We start from the raw sequence: 15,036 nt of genomic DNA, 5'->3' as shown, positions 1-15,036 counted from the left end.
CGATGAATCCGAGGCAGCGAAACCGCCGGCTCCCCACGGCCAAGCTCCTCACGGCACCGAGACAGTGTTGACCGATGCGCAATCCCTACGACGTCCTGGGTGTGCCCAAGGGTGCCAGCGAAGCCGACATCAAGAAGGCTTACCGCAAGCTCGCCAAGGCCTACCACCCCGATCGCAACGCCGGCGACGCCAAGGCCAAGGACCGCTTCGCCGAGGCGAATTCGGCCTACGAGATCCTGGGCGACGCGGGGAAACGCGGGCAGTTCGACCGGGGCGAGATCGACGGTGACGGCAAGCCTCGCGCGAGCGGGTTCGAGGGGTTCGGGGGCTTCGGCGGCGGCGGTGGACGGGCCGGCGGGTTCGGCTTCGAGAACGCGGCCCGGGGGCGCGGCGCCGGCGGCCCCGGCGGCGGAGGGCCCGGGGGCATGGGCGACGACATCTTCTCGCACCTGTTCGGCGAAGCGTTCCGCGCCGGGGCCGGTGGGGCCGGCGCCGGGCAGCGCGAGCCGGCCAAGGGCGAGGACGTGGCGGCCGAACTCGCCGTGACCCTCGAGCAGGTGGCGAGCGAGGAGAAGCTGCGCCTGTCCCTGCCGGGCGGGCGCGACGTCGACGTGGTGGTGCCGCGCGGCGTGATCGACGGCCAGGTGATCCGCCTGCGCGGCCTCGGATCGCCGGGCGGGCGCGGCGCGCCGGGCGACGCGCTGCTCACCATCCGCATCCTGCCGCATGCCCGCTTCACCCCGGACGGGGCGGATCTGCGCGCCTCCGTCGAGGTGCCCCTGGAGGACGCGGTCCTGGGCGGCCCGATCCGGGTGCCGACCCTGACGGGCGCCGTCGAGATGCGGATCCCCGCCATGACGAGTTCGGGCCGGACCTTCCGGCTCAAGGGCAAGGGTCTGCCGAAGAAGGACGGGACGCGGGGCGACCTCTTCGCCACCACCGCCGTCGCCCTGCCGAGTGCCGAGGACACGGCGCTCACGGATTACGCCAAGGCCCGGCGCGCCGCCCGGGTCGGCTGAGACGCCGCACGTCTCACGCGGAATCCGGCACGGAAAACCCGGACTTCCGTCACCGGCATGCCTCCGCTAAGAGTGCGCGCGGCGCATGCCGTTATAGAGAGTGCGCGCGGCGCGTCCGTCCGTCCGATCCCTCCGGCCGGGCCTCGGCATGCCCGGCGACGCTTCTGGCTCAGGTGACTTCATGGCGGACACGAACCCGGTTCACGATCACGTCGGTGGCCTGCACGTCGGCGGCCTTCTCGCCGGCAAGCGCGGGCTGGTGCTCGGTGTCGCCAACAACCGCTCCATCGCCTGGGGCATCGCGAAATCCGCCGCCGCCCACGGGGCCAAGCTCGCCTTCACCTACCAGGGCGACGCCCTGAAGAAGCGCGTCGAGCCCCTGGCCCGCGAACTCGACGCCCACGTGGTCGGCCATTGCGACGTCACCGATCCGGCCTCCATCGACGCGGTGTTCGCCGCCACGGCCGAGGTGTTTCCCGAAGGCCTCGATTTCGTCGTCCACTGCATCGCCTTCTCGGACAAGGACGAGCTGACGGGCCGCTACCTCGAGACCTCGGAGGCGAACTTCACGAAATCGCTCCTGATCTCCTGCTACTCGTTCACGGCGGTGGCCCAGCGCGCCGAGAAGCTGATGCCGAACGGCGGCTCGCTCCTCACCCTGACCTATTACGGCGCCGAGAAGTGGATGCCGCACTACAACGTCATGGGGGTGGCCAAGGCCGCGCTCGAAGCCTCCGTGCGGTATCTGGCCGCCGACCTCGGCCCCTCGAAGATCCGCGTCAACGCCATCTCGGCCGGCCCGATCAAGACGCTCGCCGCCTCCGGCATCGGCGACTTCCGCTACATCCTCAAGTGGAACGAGTACAACGCCCCCTTGCGCCGCACGGTGACCATCGACGAGGTCGGCGAGACCGCCGCCTACCTCGTCTCGGACATGAGCCGGGGCATGACCGGCGAGATCCTCCACGTCGACGCCGGCTACCACGTGGTCGGCATGAAGAACCCCGAGGCGCCGGACCTCAGCCTCGACAAGGATTGAGGCCGGGCGGTCACGCGGTCCCGTCGCCCTCGCGCGCCATGAAATCGGCGATGAGGGCGAAGTAGCCGGGCAGGAGGTCGGCGAGCACCGCGCGCCCGGCCGGCGTCAGGGTGATGCGCTTGGCCCTGCCGTCCCCCGGAACCGGAGCGCTGCGGAGCAGGCCCGCCCGCGTCATGGCCTTGACGGTTTCGGTCACGACGGGACGTGAGATGTCGAGCCGGTCGGCGATTTCACTGCCCATGAGTCCCCCTTGCCTGGGCTCCCGATCAATGACGATCAGGATGAGGAAGCGGGTCTGCGACAGCGTGTGGGCGGTGAAGTACGCCTCCAGCGCGCGCATCAACAGGCTTGCGCGCCGCAGGAGCCGAAGCGCCTCGGCGACGGCCCCGGCATCCATGCCCGGGTAGCGGTCAGAGTAGCTCTGAAGCATCGCCCGCGTGGGCAGCTCCTTCAGGAAGAACATGCGCCCTCCCCGATCGCGCGCAACCGCGTGATCGCGACCGGCCCGGACAGCCACGTCCGATACCGCTCGAACACGGCGCGCGTATAGGGTTGGGCATGGTGAGCGGCGAGGGCCGCCTCGTCGTCCCAGACCTCGTAGAGGTAGAGCGGCCCGTCGCCGTCCCGGTCGTCATGCAGCGTGAAGCGGCGGCAGCCCGGTTCGGACCGTGTGACCGTCAGGATCGCCAGGACTGCGGCACGGGCGGCGGCGCGATGTTCGGGCTTGGGCGTGATCCGGGCAAAGAGCACCAATGGGTCCGGCATGACGAGCCTCCTTTTAGTTAGGATGCTAATCACTAGGCCGACCTGCCCTTTCCGGCAAGGCCGGGCGTCCCGGGCGCGCGTGCGGCTCACCCCTCACCGCTCAGGCGTGGGGTCCAATCCTCCACGGCGCTCCGCTCCAGGCGCCGGGCGGCGAGGCTCCGCCAGGAGGTCGACAGGGTCTCGAGGGCGGCGATCTCCGCGAGCGCCGCCCGGTCAGCACCGCCTCGATCGCGATCCTCATGGACTCCGGGGTCCTGGGTTTCTCGCGGGATCATGCGAAAAGATCACCTCGACACCGGCGTCGCAGCCGAGTTCCAGAAGGACGTGACGCCCCCGACAGGACACGCGGTGCGCCCCTCAATCCGGCACGGTCATCCCGGCCACGCCCGGTCGCGCGTCCGGGACGCGTGGGTCCATCGCCTCCAGGGTATCGGCGATGGTGCGGGCGACGAGGAGGTTGCGGAACCACTTGCGGTTGGCCGGGACCACGTGCCACGGCGCGTCCGGCGTCGAGCACTGCGTCAGCGCATCCGCGAAGGCGGCCTGGTAGGCGTCCCAGGACCGGCGCTCCACGAGGTCGGCGGCGTCGAACTTCCAGTGCTTCTCCGGGGTGGCGATGCGGGCCTCCAGGCGCTCCTTTTGCTCGGCCTTCGAGATGTGGAGGAAGAACTTCAGGATCGTGGTGCCCTCGGCGGTGAGCATCCGCTCGAAATCGTTGATCTGGCCGTAGCGCGCCCGCCAGACCGGCTCGGGGACGAGGCCCTTCACCCGCACCACCAGCACGTCCTCGTAATGGCTGCGGTTGAACACGCCGATCATGCCGCGGCCCGGCGTCTTGGCATGGTAGCGCCACAGGAAGTCGTGGGCGGCCTCCTCGGCGCTCGGCACCTTGAACGGCCACACCCGGCAGCCCTGCGGGTTCACGCCCTCGAACACCGCCCGGATGGTGCCGTCCTTGCCGCCGGTGTCGATGGCCTGGAACACCACCAGCAGGCTGCGCCTGTGCTCGGCGTAGAGCCGTTCCTGCAGGGACACGATGCGGGCGCGCTCCACGGCCAGCGCCTGCTTGGCCGCCGCCTTGTCGAGGCCGCCATCGGCGTTCGCATCGACGGCGGAGAGATCGAAGGCGGATCCTTCCAAGGCTCGCCCCGGCGCCACGGTGACGATTCCGGGGGTGGCGTCAGCACGGGAGGCCTTGTGCGGCTTGCGGGAACCGCCCTCCTCCGCCACCGTTCCCCCGGGCTTTCCCCGGGCTCCCGACTTCGCACCGGACTTGCCGGATTCCGGCTTGATGGGCTTGTGCGGCATATGGAAATTCGTCCGCTGACGATCGAGGCGCGCAGGATCTTGAAACCGACCAAGACCTCGAAACCAGCCGAGCCCCTGGAACCGACAACGATCCGCAAGCGCGGCCGTTCCGATGCGCGTCGCGCGGCAGCCGACAAGCGCCGCCCCGCAGCTGGGAAGCGGCGCGCGGTGGGGCGTGCCTCATGACCCCGACCCTCTACGTCGTCCGCCATGGTCAGACCGACTGGAACGCGGAAGGCCGTCTCCAAGGCCAGCGCGACATCGCCCTCAACGCCGAGGGCCTCCGCCAGGCCGACGAAGCGGCCGGGCGCCTGGCGCAGGCGGCGGGCGCGGATCTCCCCCGTCTCGACTTCGTCGCGAGCCCCCTGGCCCGCACCCGCAGCACCATGGAGGCCGTGCGCGCCCGCCTCGACCTCGCGCCCGAGGCCTACCGCACCGACGCACGCCTGAAGGAGATCAGCTTCGGCACGTGGGAAGGCTCGACCTGGGCCGAGATCCGGCGTCGGGACATGGCCCGGGCCCTGGCGCGCGACCGCGACCGCTGGGGTTACCGGCCGCCGGGCGAGGGCGGGGAGAGCTACGCCATGCTGGTCGAACGGGTCGCCCCCGCCCTCGCCGCCCTCGAGGGGCCGGCCTGCATCGTCGCCCATGGCGGCGTCGCCCGCGCGATCCTGGTGATCCGGGGCTGCCTCGGCATCCGCGAGGCGCCGCGCATGGGCATCCGCCAGGGCGGCGTCCTGGTCATCGAGGGCGCGACTTGGCGTTGGGCGTGATGGCGTTGGGCGTGATGGCGTTGGGCGTGATGACGTTGGGCGTGATCCGTATTCCGGCCCGGTCCTGCGGGCGGATCGGGTCTCTCACGTCCGGTCAAACGTGCTAAGGCACCGCCGAACTTCGGGCGTTGCCGCGATTCCGGCGTGATCCGAGCGCCTTACCCGGCCAGAACGAAGCGCATCCGAGGCTCGCCGCAGGCAGCGGGCCCGAGGATCCGGCAGCGGAGCAGTGGATGACCAGTCTCGCCGAGACAGCCCGGCCCCTGGCGGATGGGCCCACGCGCCAGTCGGTCCTGTCCGGGCAGGAGACCCCGCGCGGCCAGGCGAGCCTAACCGGAAAGGCGGTCCTGCGCGGCGAGGCACGCCCCGACCTCATCCGCGACGAGGTCCTGGGCGAGATTTTTTCCGCCAGCGCCGCCGCCCGCCCCGATCATCCGGCCCTCGTCGACGGGGCGCTCAGCGACGCCGACGGCGCCCACCCGGCCCTCACCTACGCGGAGGTCGAAGCGCGGGCCGGCGCCATCGCCCGGGGGCTGGCGCATCGCGGCATCGGCCCCGGCGACGTCGTCGGCCTGTGGATGGCGCGGGGTCCCGACCTCCTCGTGGCCCAGATCGGCATCACCCTGTCGGGCGCCGCCTGGCTGCCCTTCGACGCCGAGGCCCCGGCCGACCGCGTCGCCGTGTGCCTCGCGGACGCCGCCGCCAAGGCGCTCCTCGTCTCTCCGGCCCTGGCGTCCCAGGCCCCCGACGCCGCACCCGCCCTCACCGTGGACGCCCTGCTGGCGGGAACGCCGGCGGATGCGCCCCGACCCGACCCGCGTGCGCTGGGGCTGACGCCCCAGCACCCGGCCTACCTGATCTACACCTCGGGCTCGACGGGCGTGCCGAAGGGCATCGCGATCAGCCACGCCAACATCTGCCATTTCCTGCGGTCCGGAAACGCCCTCTACGGCATGCGGCCCGACGACGTGGTGTTCCAGGGCGCAAGCGTCGCCTTCGATCTCTCCATGGAGGAGATCTGGGTCCCCTATCTCGTCGGCGCGACCCTGTTCGTGGCCTCGCCGGCCATGATGGGCGACGTCGAGGCCCTGCCGGGCATCCTCGCCCGCGCCCGCGTCACGGTGCTCGACACGGTGCCGACCCTGCTCGCCATGATCGCTGAGGACCTGCCCACGGTGCGGCTGGTGCTTCTCGGCGGCGAGGCCCTGCCCGAACCCCTGGTGGCCCGCTGGGCGACGGACGGCCGCGCCCTGTTCAACACCTACGGGCCGACGGAGGCGACGGTGGTCGCCACCGCGGCGCAGATGCGGGCCGGCACGCCCGTCACCATCGGCGGCCCGATCCCGAACTATTCGGTGTACGTCGCCGGCGAGACCCTCGAACTTCTCGAACCCGGCCAACCCGGCGAGCTCCTCATCGGAGGCCCCGGCGTCGCGGGGGGCTATCTCAAGCGCCCCGAGCTGACGGCGGAGAAGTTCATCGCCAACCCCTACCCTTCCGACGGGACCGACCCGGTCCTCTATCGCTCGGGCGATGCGGTCTCCGTTGACGCGGCCGGCAACATCCTGTTCCACGGCCGCATCGACGATCAGGTGAAGATCCGCGGCTTCCGGGTCGAGCTCGGCGAGATCGAATCGCGCATCCAGGTGCTGCCCGGCATCAACCAGGCGGCGGTGGTCCTGCGCCAGGACGACGGCGTCGACCGCCTCGTCGCCTTCCTGGTGCCCGAGCGCGGCATCGAGATCGACAAGGCCGCCCTGCGGCAGACCCTCGCCGGACAGATGCCGCCCTACATGGTGCCGGGGCATTTCGAGGTGGCCGAGGTGCTGCCGCGCCTGACCTCCGGCAAGGTCGACCGCAAGGCCCTGCGGGCGGCGACGCTGACCGTCGCCGACGTCTCGGGCGAGCAGGAGCCCCCGCGCAACGAGACCGAGGCGGCGCTCCTGGCGGCCGCCAACCAGGTGTTCGGCAACCAGGCGATCCCGTTCGAGGGCGACTTCTTCACCGATCTCGGCGGCCATTCGCTGCTGGCCGCCCGCTTCGTCGGCGCCGTGCGCGAGGCGCCGGCGCTCGCCGCCATCACCCTGCAGGACGTCTACGGCCGGCGCACCCTGCGGAGCATGGCCGACGCCCTCATCGAACGCACCGGCGGGGCCGGGGCGCAGATGGCGGTGCGGGACCTCAGCTTCGCCCCGCCCTCGTTCCGGCGGCGCTTCCTCTGCGGCCTCGCCCAGGCCGCCGCCCTGCCCTTCGTCATCGCGCTGGCCACCTCGCAATGGCTCGGCATCTTCGTGACCTACCTGCTGCTCACGGGCGGCGGGCTCGGCTTCTTCGGCGAACTCGTCGTGCTGCTGCTGGTCTATATCGGCATCAACGCCGTCACCGCCGCCATCGCGGTGGCGGCGAAATGGCTGATTCTCGGGCGGACCAAGCCCGGGCGCTACCCGCTCTGGGGCGTGTACTATTACCGCTGGTGGCTGGCGCAGCGCCTGACGCCCCTGGTGCACATCAAGTGGCTCCAGGGCTCGCCGGCCATCGTGTTCTACCTACGCCTGCTCGGCGCGAAGGTCGGCGACGACACCCTCATCTCCGACGCGGAGATCGGTGCCCCCGACCTCGTCTCCATCGGCCCCGGCGCCTCCCTCGGCGGGCGCCTCGTCATCGCCAACGCCGAGGTGGTGGGCGACACCCTCATCATCGGCCGGGTCACCATCGGGGCCGATGTCGCCATCGGCGCCTCCTGCGTCATCGGCCCCGACACAACCATCGGCGACCATGCCGAGATCGGCGACCTCACCACGATTCCCACCGGCACCGTGGTGGGCCGGGCCGAGATCTGGGACGGCTCGCCGGGCCGCCGCGTCGGCACCGCCGACCCCACGCTGCTGCCGGAGCCCGCCACGGCCTCGCCGCAGCGGCGCCTCGCCTTCGGGGTGCTCTACGCCTTCCTGCTGGCGGCGATCCCCGCCATCGGCCTGCTGCCGATCTTCCCGGCCTTCTACATCTTCGACCAGCTCAGCGACTCGCTGTCCGACCTGACGGACATCGACTACCACTGGTACCTGCCGCTGCTGACCTGGCCCACCGCCATGCTGATGACGGCCGGCACGGTGTTCCTCATCGCCGGCATCCGCTGGGCGATCCTGCCTCGTGTCTCGTCCGGCACCCACTCGATCCACAGCGGGTTCTACCTGCGCAAGTGGACGGTGGCGCTCGCCGCCGAGGTCACCCTCGAGACCCTCTCGTCGCTGTTCGCCACGGTCTACATGCGGGCGTGGTACCGGCTCATGGGCGCCCGCATGGGCCAGGGCGCCGAGATCTCGACCAACCTCGGCGGCCGCTACGATCTGGCCGATATCGGCGCGCGCAACTTCGTCGCCGACGAGGTGGTGTTCGGCGAGGAAGAGATCCGGCGCGGCTGGATGCACCTGCACGAGGTCCATACCGGCGCCCGCGTCTTCGTCGGCAACGACGCCGTGGTGCCGCCGGGCGCCGTGATCCCCGACGACGTGCTCATCGGCATCAAGTCGAAGCCGCCGGCCAACGATCTCATGGCGCCGGGCGACACCTGGTTCGGCTCGCCGCCGATCAAGCTGCCGGCGCGCCAGCGCGTCGATCTCGGCTCCGACCTCCAGACCTACGAGCCCGGCCTCGGTCCCAAGCTCCGGCGCGGCATCTTCGAGGCGTTCTCGACCTCGTTCTCGCCGATGCTGTTCATCACCCTCGCGATCACCGCCATCGACTGGTACTTCTACCCCGCCATCCTGGCCCAGGACTGGACCGGGCTCGCCGTCTCCTTCGTGGCGGTCAGCGTCGCCATCGCGTTCATCCAGTCCTTCACCGTCATCGCGGTGAAGTGGCTGCTCATGGGGGTCTACAAGCCCGGCATGCAGCCGATGTGGTCGTGGTGGGCCATGCGGACGGAGGCCGTCGCGGTGCTGTACTGGGGGCTCGCCGGCAAGGTCCTGCTCGAGCACCTCGTCGGCACACCGTTCCTGCCCTGGATGCTGCGGCTGCTCGGCGTGAAGGTGGGCAAGGGCGTGTGCATGCTCACCACCGATATCACCGAGTTCGACTGCGTCACCATCGGCGACTACGCCACCATCAACCGCACCTCGGCCCTGCAGACCCACCTCTACGAGGACCGCATCATGAAGGTCGGCCGGGTGGTCGTCGGCGAGGGCGTGTCGGTGGGCGCGTTCTCGACGGTGCTGTACGACACCAAGGTCGGCGCCTATGCCCGCCTGCGCCCCCTCACCATCGTGATGAAGGGCGAGTCGATCCCGCCCCATTCCGAATGGGAAGGCGCCCCGGCGGTGCCGGTGGTGCATGCCGCGGCGAAACAGAACGCAGCCTGAGGGTCGGGCCTCAGGTTCTTGAGCGAAACGCCCGCGTGCATCCCCTCTCCCCGCCTGCGGGGAGAGGGGATGCACGCCCACCGTAAGAAACCTCAGACATCCCGGTCACTTGGGCCGCGTGAGGGATGGCGGACTCACCCCCGCGCCGCCAGCGTCTCCTCGAACACCACGGCCTCGCCCCGCGACGGAGCGGTGAGTTCGCCCTGCCACATCACGGGGGCGCCCCGCACGACGGTGCCCACGGGCCAGCCCGTCACCGTGACGCCGTCATAGGGCGTCCAGCCGCATTTCGAGGCGATCCAGGCGTTGCGGATGGTCTCGCGGCGCTTCAGATCGACCACGGTGACGTCGGCGTCGTAGCCCACTGAAAGCCGCCCCTTGCGAGCGATCCCGAACAGGCGCTTGGGGCCGGCACTGGTGAGATCGACGAAGCGCGCCAGCGACAGGCGCCCGGCGGCCACGTGGTCGAGCATGATCGGCACCAGGGTCTGGACCCCGGTCATGCCGGAGGGCGAGGCCGGATAGGGTTTCGCCTTCTCCGACAGGAGATGCGGCGCGTGGTCGGAGCCGAGCACGTCGGCCACCCCCTGGGACAGCCCGTGCCAGATGCCGTCGCGGTGCGACGCGTCGCGCACGGGCGGGTTCATCTGCACCAGGGTGCCGAGCCGCGCATAGGCCTCCCCCCCGTCGAGGGTGAGGTGATGCGGCGTCACCTCGCAGGTGGCGACGTCCTTGGCTTGCCCCAAGAACACCATCTCTTCCCGGGTCGAGATATGCAGGATGTGGATGCGCGCCCCCGTGGCGCGGGCGATGCGCACGAGGCGCTCCGTCGCCTTGAGCGCCGCTTCGGGCGAGCGCCAGACCGGGTGCGAGGACGGGTCGCCCGGCACCTGCCGATCCACCTGCGCCCGCAGCATCGGCTCGTCCTCGGCGTGGAAGGCGGCGCGGCGACGGGTGCGTTTCAGGATCTCGGTGACGCCGGCATCGTCCTCCACCAGCAGGGAGCCCGTGGAGGAACCGACGAACACCTTGATGCCCGCCGCCCCCGGCAGGCACTCCAGCTCGGCGACCTGGTGGGCGTTCTCGTGGGTGCCGCCGACCCAGAACGCGAAGTCGCAATGCATCCGGTGATGCGCCCGCGCGACCTTGTCGGCCAGCGCCTCGGCGCTGGTGGTGAGCGGATTGGTGTTGGGCATCTCGAACACCGCCGTGACGCCGCCCATCACCGCCGCGCGCGAGCCCGATTCCAGATCCTCCTTGTGGTCGAGGCCCGGCTCGCGAAAATGCACCTGGCTGTCGATGACGCCCGGCAGGAGGTGCAGGCCGGTGCAGTCGCGTCGCTCCGTGGCGTCGGCCCGCGACAGGTCGCCCAGCGCCGCGATGCGCCCCGCCCGGATACCGAGATCGGCCCGGTGTTCGCCGTCCTGATTCACGATCGTGCCGCCGGAGAGCACGAGGTCGAAGGGCTGGTCCATCAGGGGGGCTCCACATTGAGACGCGGGTGCCGGCGGCTTATGTCAGGCGCCAGTGGCGTGCAACGCCACGGGAATTTCCGGAGCCCTCATGCCCATCGCCCTCCTGCCCGACCGCGCCGTCGTCACCTGCACGGGCGAGGACGCTGCGGGCCTGCTCCAGGGCGTCGTCACCTGCAACGTCGAGACCCTGGAGCCCGGCGAGGCGCGCCTCGGCGCCCTGCTCACCCCCCAGGGCAAGGTGCTGTTCGATTTCCTCATCTCCCGGATCGACGTCCCGGGGGCGGATGGCGGGTTCCGCCTCGACACCGACGCCGCCCGCGCGCCCGACCTCCTCAAGCGCCTCACCCTCTACCGCCTGCGCGCCAAGGCGGCCCTGGCCCTCGACCCGACGCTCGGCGTCGCCGCCGCCTGGGGCGGTTCGGACACCGCCATCGACACCGATCCGGTGCGGGACGGCCGCCTCGAAGGCCTCGGCAACCGCCTCTACGCGGCGCAGGGCGCCTTCTCGGCCGACGCCACGGAGGCCGATTACCACGCCCACCGCATCGCCCTCGGCATCCCGGAGGGCGGGCGCGACTTCGCCTTCGCGGACGCGTTCCCGCACGAGGCGCTCATGGACCAGCTCGGCGGCGTCGATTTCAAGAAGGGCTGCTACGTCGGCCAGGAGGTGGTGTCGCGCATGCAGCACCGGGGCACCGCCCGCACCCGCCTCGTGCCGGTGGTCGCCCTCGAAGGCACCCTGGAGAGCGGGGCCGAGGTGACCTCCGGCGCACGCAGCCTCGGCACCGTCGGCAGCGTCGCGGGCGGGCGCGGCCTCGCGATGCTGCGCCTCGACCGCCTCGCCGACGCGCACGCGACGGGCGAGCCCCTGCGGGCGGGCGCCGCGCGCCTCGGCGCCGAGAAGCCGTCGTTCGCCACCTTCGCGTTCCCGGAGACGGTGCAGGCCGGCTGAACCGGGAAAGACCGGCAGAACCAAGGAAGACCGGTTGACCGGAAGCGGTTTGTTCCTGCCCCGTTCTCCGGTTATGAGTGGCCATGCTGTCCGACGAATCCGGCCTGATCCACCATCCCGACGGATGTCCCCGCTGCTGGTGGGCCGGCGACGATCCCGACTACGTCGCCTACCACGACACCGAATGGGGCGTGCCCGAACACGACGGCCGGGCGCTCTACGAGAAACTCATCCTCGACGGGTTCCAGGCCGGCCTGTCCTGGATCACGGTTCTGCGCCGACGCGAGGGTTTTCGACGCGCGTTCGCGGGCTTCGATCCGGTCGCCATCGCGCGCTTCACCGAGGACGACGTCGCGCGGCTGATGCAGGACACCGGCATCATCCGCAACCGGGCCAAGATCGTCGGCACCATCGCGGGGGCGAAGGCCTTCCTCGCCCTCGAGGAGAGCGGCCCCGGCTTTGCGGCGTTCCTGTGGGACTTCGTCGACGGCACGCCGATCCAGGGCACGGCCACGGCGCGGGCCGGCATCGCCACGGAGACGGAGGTGTCGCGGCGGATGGCCAAAGCCCTGAAGGCACGGGGCTTCGCGTTCTGCGGCCCGACCATCGTCCACGCCTTCATGCAGGCGGTGGGGATGGTGAACGACCACCTCGTCGGCTGCCACCGCCACGCCCCCTGCGCCGCCCTCGGTCGGCCCGGGAACCAGACGTCGAAGGGCACCGCGTGAGCCCGCCGCGCGCCTGGCAGCGCATGCTCTCGGGCCGGCGCCTCGACCTCCTCGACCCGTCGCCCGACGACATCGAGATCGCCGACATCGCTCACGGCCTCGCCCGCGTCGCCCGCTGGAACGGCCAGACGGCCGGGCCGCACGTGTTCTCCGTGGCCCAGCATTCCCTGCTGGTGGAGGCCATCGGCGCCGGCCTCGTGCCCGGCCTCGCCCCGGCCCGGCGCCTCGAACTCCTCCTGCACGACGCGCCCGAATACGTGATCGGCGACATCATCTCGCCGTTCAAGGCGGCCATCGGCGATTCCTACAAGGCGGTGGAACGGCGTCTCCTCGCCGCCATCCGTGCCCGCTTCGGCCTGCCGGAGCCGTCCCCCGAGGAGGCTCGGCTGGTGAAGCGCGCCGACGGAATTGCCGCCTATTGGGAGGCGGTCCGGCTCGCTGGCTTCGACCGTGCGGAAGCCGCCGCCGTCTTCGGCGAGCCGGGCCCCCTCACCGCCGAGGCCGAGGCCCTGATCGAGCCGTGGCCGACCGCCCTGGCCCAGAGTCGCTTCCTCGCCCGTTTCCTCGATCGCTCCCAAGCCCCGACGCCGGACACCTGATGCCGACCCTCCACGTCTGCCCCCTGTCGCGCCTGCCCGAAACCCTGGCGGAGACGGGCGCGCGCCGCCTCATGACCCTCATGAAGGCCGGCACCGCCATTGCCCGGCCCGAATCCATCGCCGAGGGCGGGCATTGCGTCGTCGAGGTCAGCGACATCGCCGCGGCGATGGACGGCCATGTCCTGGCCGACGAGGGCCATATCGGCCGCATCCTCGACTTCGTCGCCGCCTGGGACCGGGCCGACCCCCTGGTGATCCACTGCTACGCCGGGATCAGCCGCTCCACCGCCGCCGCCTACATCGCCGCCTGCGCCCTGGCGCCGGAACGCGACGAGGGGGAGGTCGCCGACGCCCTGCGGGCGGCCGCTCCGAGCGCGACGCCCAACCCGCATTTCGTGGCCATCGCCGACCGGATGCTCGGCCGCGAAGGGCGCATGAGCGCCGCCATCGCCGGGATCGGACGCGGTGCCGACGCGTTCGAAGGCACCCCCTTCACCCTCACGCTGACGTGAGGGGCGCGCATCCCGACGGACGGACGCACCGGACTTGATGTTCTCGTACAGTCTCTTGGGGCCTTTTTCGCAACCGATGTCTCAGCCCGGAGGGTGTGGCCGAAACGACGCCCCGGCGGGCGAATCGGCCTGCGCGCGCGTTGTCCTCAGGCCCGTGGGGTTGTCGAGCGGACGGGGCCGGGCTTAGACCGGCACGATGAAGGGTAGACTGGAATGACTTCAGCGCGCTCCGCCGCACCGGCGTCGATCGATGCTGGCGCCGATGCCGACGCCGGGCAGGATCTGTCCGCGATACGGGATCTGCCGTTCGAACAGGCCCTCGAACAGCTCGAAGGCATCGTCCGCAGCCTGGAGAAGGGCGACGTGCCCCTCGACGAATCCGTGGCGATCTACGAGCGCGGCGAGGCGCTCAAGCGCCATTGCGACGCGCTGCTGCAGCGGGCCGAGGCGCGCATCCAGAAGATCACCCTCGGTGCCGACGGCAAGGCCGCCGGCACGGCGCCCCTCGACGTGGACTAGCCATGCGCTCGGGGCGCGGACCGGGATGTCTGCCGGCGACGAACGAAGCCCGCGGCTTCATCGGGCCGGGTCGAAATCATCAAGCGCCGCAAGCCTTTGCGCGCATATCTTTCCTCCGGGCGTGAGGTCTGTTCGGTGTCACAGCAAAACTCGATTCTAGACGGTCTCGACGAGACGTCCGCGCTGCGTCGGCTTCCCGAGAGCGATCTGCCTGCGGTGGCCGAGGCGGTGCGGGCCGAGATGATCGNCCTCCTGGCCGCTGCCGATCTACCCGCATCTTCACGGGGAATTCAATTTCACTGAGTCTATGCTGGAGACAGCGGGGAGATCGTTACGCCATTCGTGCAGCAATCCCTCGATTCTAGACGGTCTCGACGAGACGTCCGCGCTGCGTCGGCTTCCCGAGAGCGATCTGCCTGCGGTGGCCGAGGCGGTGCGGGCCGAGATGATCGAGGCGGTGTCGATCACCGGCGGGCATCTCGGCTCGGGGCTCGGCGTGGTCGAGCTGACGGTGGCGCTCCACCACGTGTTCGACACCCCCGACGACCGYATCGTCTGGGACGTCGGCCACCAGGCCTACCCGCACAAGATCCTCACCGGCCGGCGCGACCGCATCCGGACGCTGCGCCAGCCCGGCGGCCTGTCGGGCTTCACCAAGCGCTCGGAGAGCGTCTACGACCCSTTCGGCGCGGCGCAYTCSTCSACCTCGATCTCGGCGGCTTTGGGCATGGCGGTGGCGCGCGACCTSGACGAGGCGGAGGCCAAGGCCAAGGGCGCCCCGGCGGGCAAGCGCCGCAACATGATCGCGGTGATCGGCGACGGCTCGATGTCGGCCGGCATGGCCTACGAGGCCATGAACAACGCCGGCGCGCTGCACTCGCGCCTCATCGTCATCCTCAACGACAACGACATGTCGATCGCCCCCCCGGTGGGGGCGATGTCGGCCTACTTCGCGCGCCTGGCCTCGGGCGGCACCTACCGGTCGCTCC

General features: G+C 71.0%; 14 protein-coding genes and 1 pseudogene. 10 read left to right on the top strand and 5 right to left on the bottom strand.

Annotation, left to right across the window (positions count from 1 at the left end; genetic code table 11):
* Positions 1 to 74 precede the first annotated feature (74 nt).
* Complete coding sequence (locus ASF27_RS08320; protein ID WP_056304878.1) at positions 75 to 1,019, top strand: DnaJ C-terminal domain-containing protein; 945 nt, start codon at positions 75 to 77, stop codon at positions 1,017 to 1,019.
* A 181-nt stretch (positions 1,020 to 1,200) separates the two neighbouring features.
* Positions 1,201 to 2,058 carry an enoyl-ACP reductase FabI gene (fabI, locus tag ASF27_RS08315; RefSeq protein WP_056174885.1) on the top strand — a complete coding sequence of 286 codons (858 nt, stop codon included), beginning with the start codon at positions 1,201 to 1,203 and terminating at the stop codon, positions 2,056 to 2,058.
* 10 nt (positions 2,059 to 2,068) lie between these two features.
* Here fabI and ASF27_RS08310 read toward each other — a convergent pair whose 3' ends face one another.
* From ASF27_RS08310 to ASF27_RS08295, 4 genes are all read right to left on the bottom strand, one after another.
* Complete coding sequence (locus tag ASF27_RS08310) at positions 2,069 to 2,521, bottom strand: MarR family transcriptional regulator (protein WP_056359235.1); 453 nt, start codon at positions 2,519 to 2,521, stop codon at positions 2,069 to 2,071.
* Complete coding sequence (locus ASF27_RS08305; RefSeq protein ID WP_056359232.1) at positions 2,509 to 2,823, bottom strand: putative quinol monooxygenase; 315 nt, start codon at positions 2,821 to 2,823, stop codon at positions 2,509 to 2,511. The genes ASF27_RS08310 and ASF27_RS08305 overlap by 13 nt, the downstream gene beginning before the upstream one ends.
* An 86-nt stretch (positions 2,824 to 2,909) precedes the next feature.
* Entirely contained in the window at positions 2,910 to 3,098 is a 189-nt protein-coding gene (locus ASF27_RS08300; RefSeq protein WP_056174877.1) for a 3-alpha domain-containing protein, read from the bottom strand.
* Positions 3,099 to 3,180: 82 nt separating this feature from the next.
* Positions 3,181 to 4,131 carry a polyphosphate kinase 2 family protein gene (locus ASF27_RS08295; protein WP_156467488.1) on the bottom strand — a complete coding sequence of 317 codons (951 nt, stop codon included), beginning with the start codon at positions 4,129 to 4,131 and terminating at the stop codon, positions 3,181 to 3,183.
* A gap of 182 nt (positions 4,132 to 4,313) precedes the next feature.
* Between ASF27_RS08295 and ASF27_RS08290 the strand changes: the two genes are divergently transcribed.
* On the top strand, positions 4,314 to 4,904 hold the full coding sequence (locus ASF27_RS08290) for a histidine phosphatase family protein (RefSeq protein WP_056359229.1): 591 nt from the start codon (positions 4,314 to 4,316) through the stop codon (positions 4,902 to 4,904).
* Between the two features lie 233 nt (positions 4,905 to 5,137).
* On the top strand, positions 5,138 to 9,262 hold the full coding sequence (locus ASF27_RS08285) for a Pls/PosA family non-ribosomal peptide synthetase (protein WP_082478889.1): 4,125 nt from the start codon (positions 5,138 to 5,140) through the stop codon (positions 9,260 to 9,262).
* 134 nt (positions 9,263 to 9,396) lie between these two features.
* On the opposite strand, the gene ASF27_RS08280 is transcribed toward ASF27_RS08285, so the two are convergent.
* Entirely contained in the window at positions 9,397 to 10,737 is a 1,341-nt protein-coding gene (locus ASF27_RS08280; RefSeq protein ID WP_056174873.1) for a dihydroorotase, read from the bottom strand.
* Between the two features lie 88 nt (positions 10,738 to 10,825).
* Here ASF27_RS08280 and ASF27_RS08275 point away from each other — a divergent pair, with 88 nt between their 5' ends.
* From ASF27_RS08275 to ASF27_RS23040, 6 genes and pseudogenes are all read left to right on the top strand, one after another.
* Positions 10,826 to 11,689: a folate-binding protein YgfZ gene (locus ASF27_RS08275; protein WP_056174872.1), complete on the top strand. Its 864-nt coding sequence runs from the start codon at positions 10,826 to 10,828 to the stop codon at positions 11,687 to 11,689.
* An 83-nt stretch (positions 11,690 to 11,772) separates the two neighbouring features.
* Positions 11,773 to 12,417 (top strand): DNA-3-methyladenine glycosylase I, encoded by a 645-nt coding sequence (locus ASF27_RS08270; RefSeq protein WP_056359695.1) that lies wholly within the window; start codon positions 11,773 to 11,775, stop codon positions 12,415 to 12,417.
* A gap of 23 nt (positions 12,418 to 12,440) precedes the next feature.
* Positions 12,441 to 13,016: an HD family hydrolase gene (locus tag ASF27_RS08265; protein ID WP_056359692.1), complete on the top strand. Its 576-nt coding sequence runs from the start codon at positions 12,441 to 12,443 to the stop codon at positions 13,014 to 13,016.
* Positions 13,016 to 13,528, top strand: a complete 513-nt coding sequence (locus ASF27_RS08260) for a hypothetical protein (RefSeq protein ID WP_056359226.1) — start codon at positions 13,016 to 13,018, stop codon at positions 13,526 to 13,528. Before ASF27_RS08265 ends, ASF27_RS08260 begins: the two co-directional genes overlap by 1 nt.
* Before the next feature lie 213 nt (positions 13,529 to 13,741).
* Positions 13,742 to 14,047 carry an exodeoxyribonuclease VII small subunit gene (locus ASF27_RS08255; protein WP_056174868.1) on the top strand — a complete coding sequence of 102 codons (306 nt, stop codon included), beginning with the start codon at positions 13,742 to 13,744 and terminating at the stop codon, positions 14,045 to 14,047.
* A gap of 307 nt (positions 14,048 to 14,354) precedes the next feature.
* A pseudogene (locus ASF27_RS23040) lies at positions 14,355 to 15,036 on the top strand (1-deoxy-D-xylulose-5-phosphate synthase N-terminal domain-containing protein); the annotation flags it as partial.

Source organism: Methylobacterium sp. Leaf102, assembly GCF_001422425.1.
Lineage (GTDB): Bacteria > Pseudomonadota > Alphaproteobacteria > Rhizobiales > Beijerinckiaceae > Methylobacterium.
This window is presented reverse-complemented; position numbering and strand designations above follow the sequence as displayed.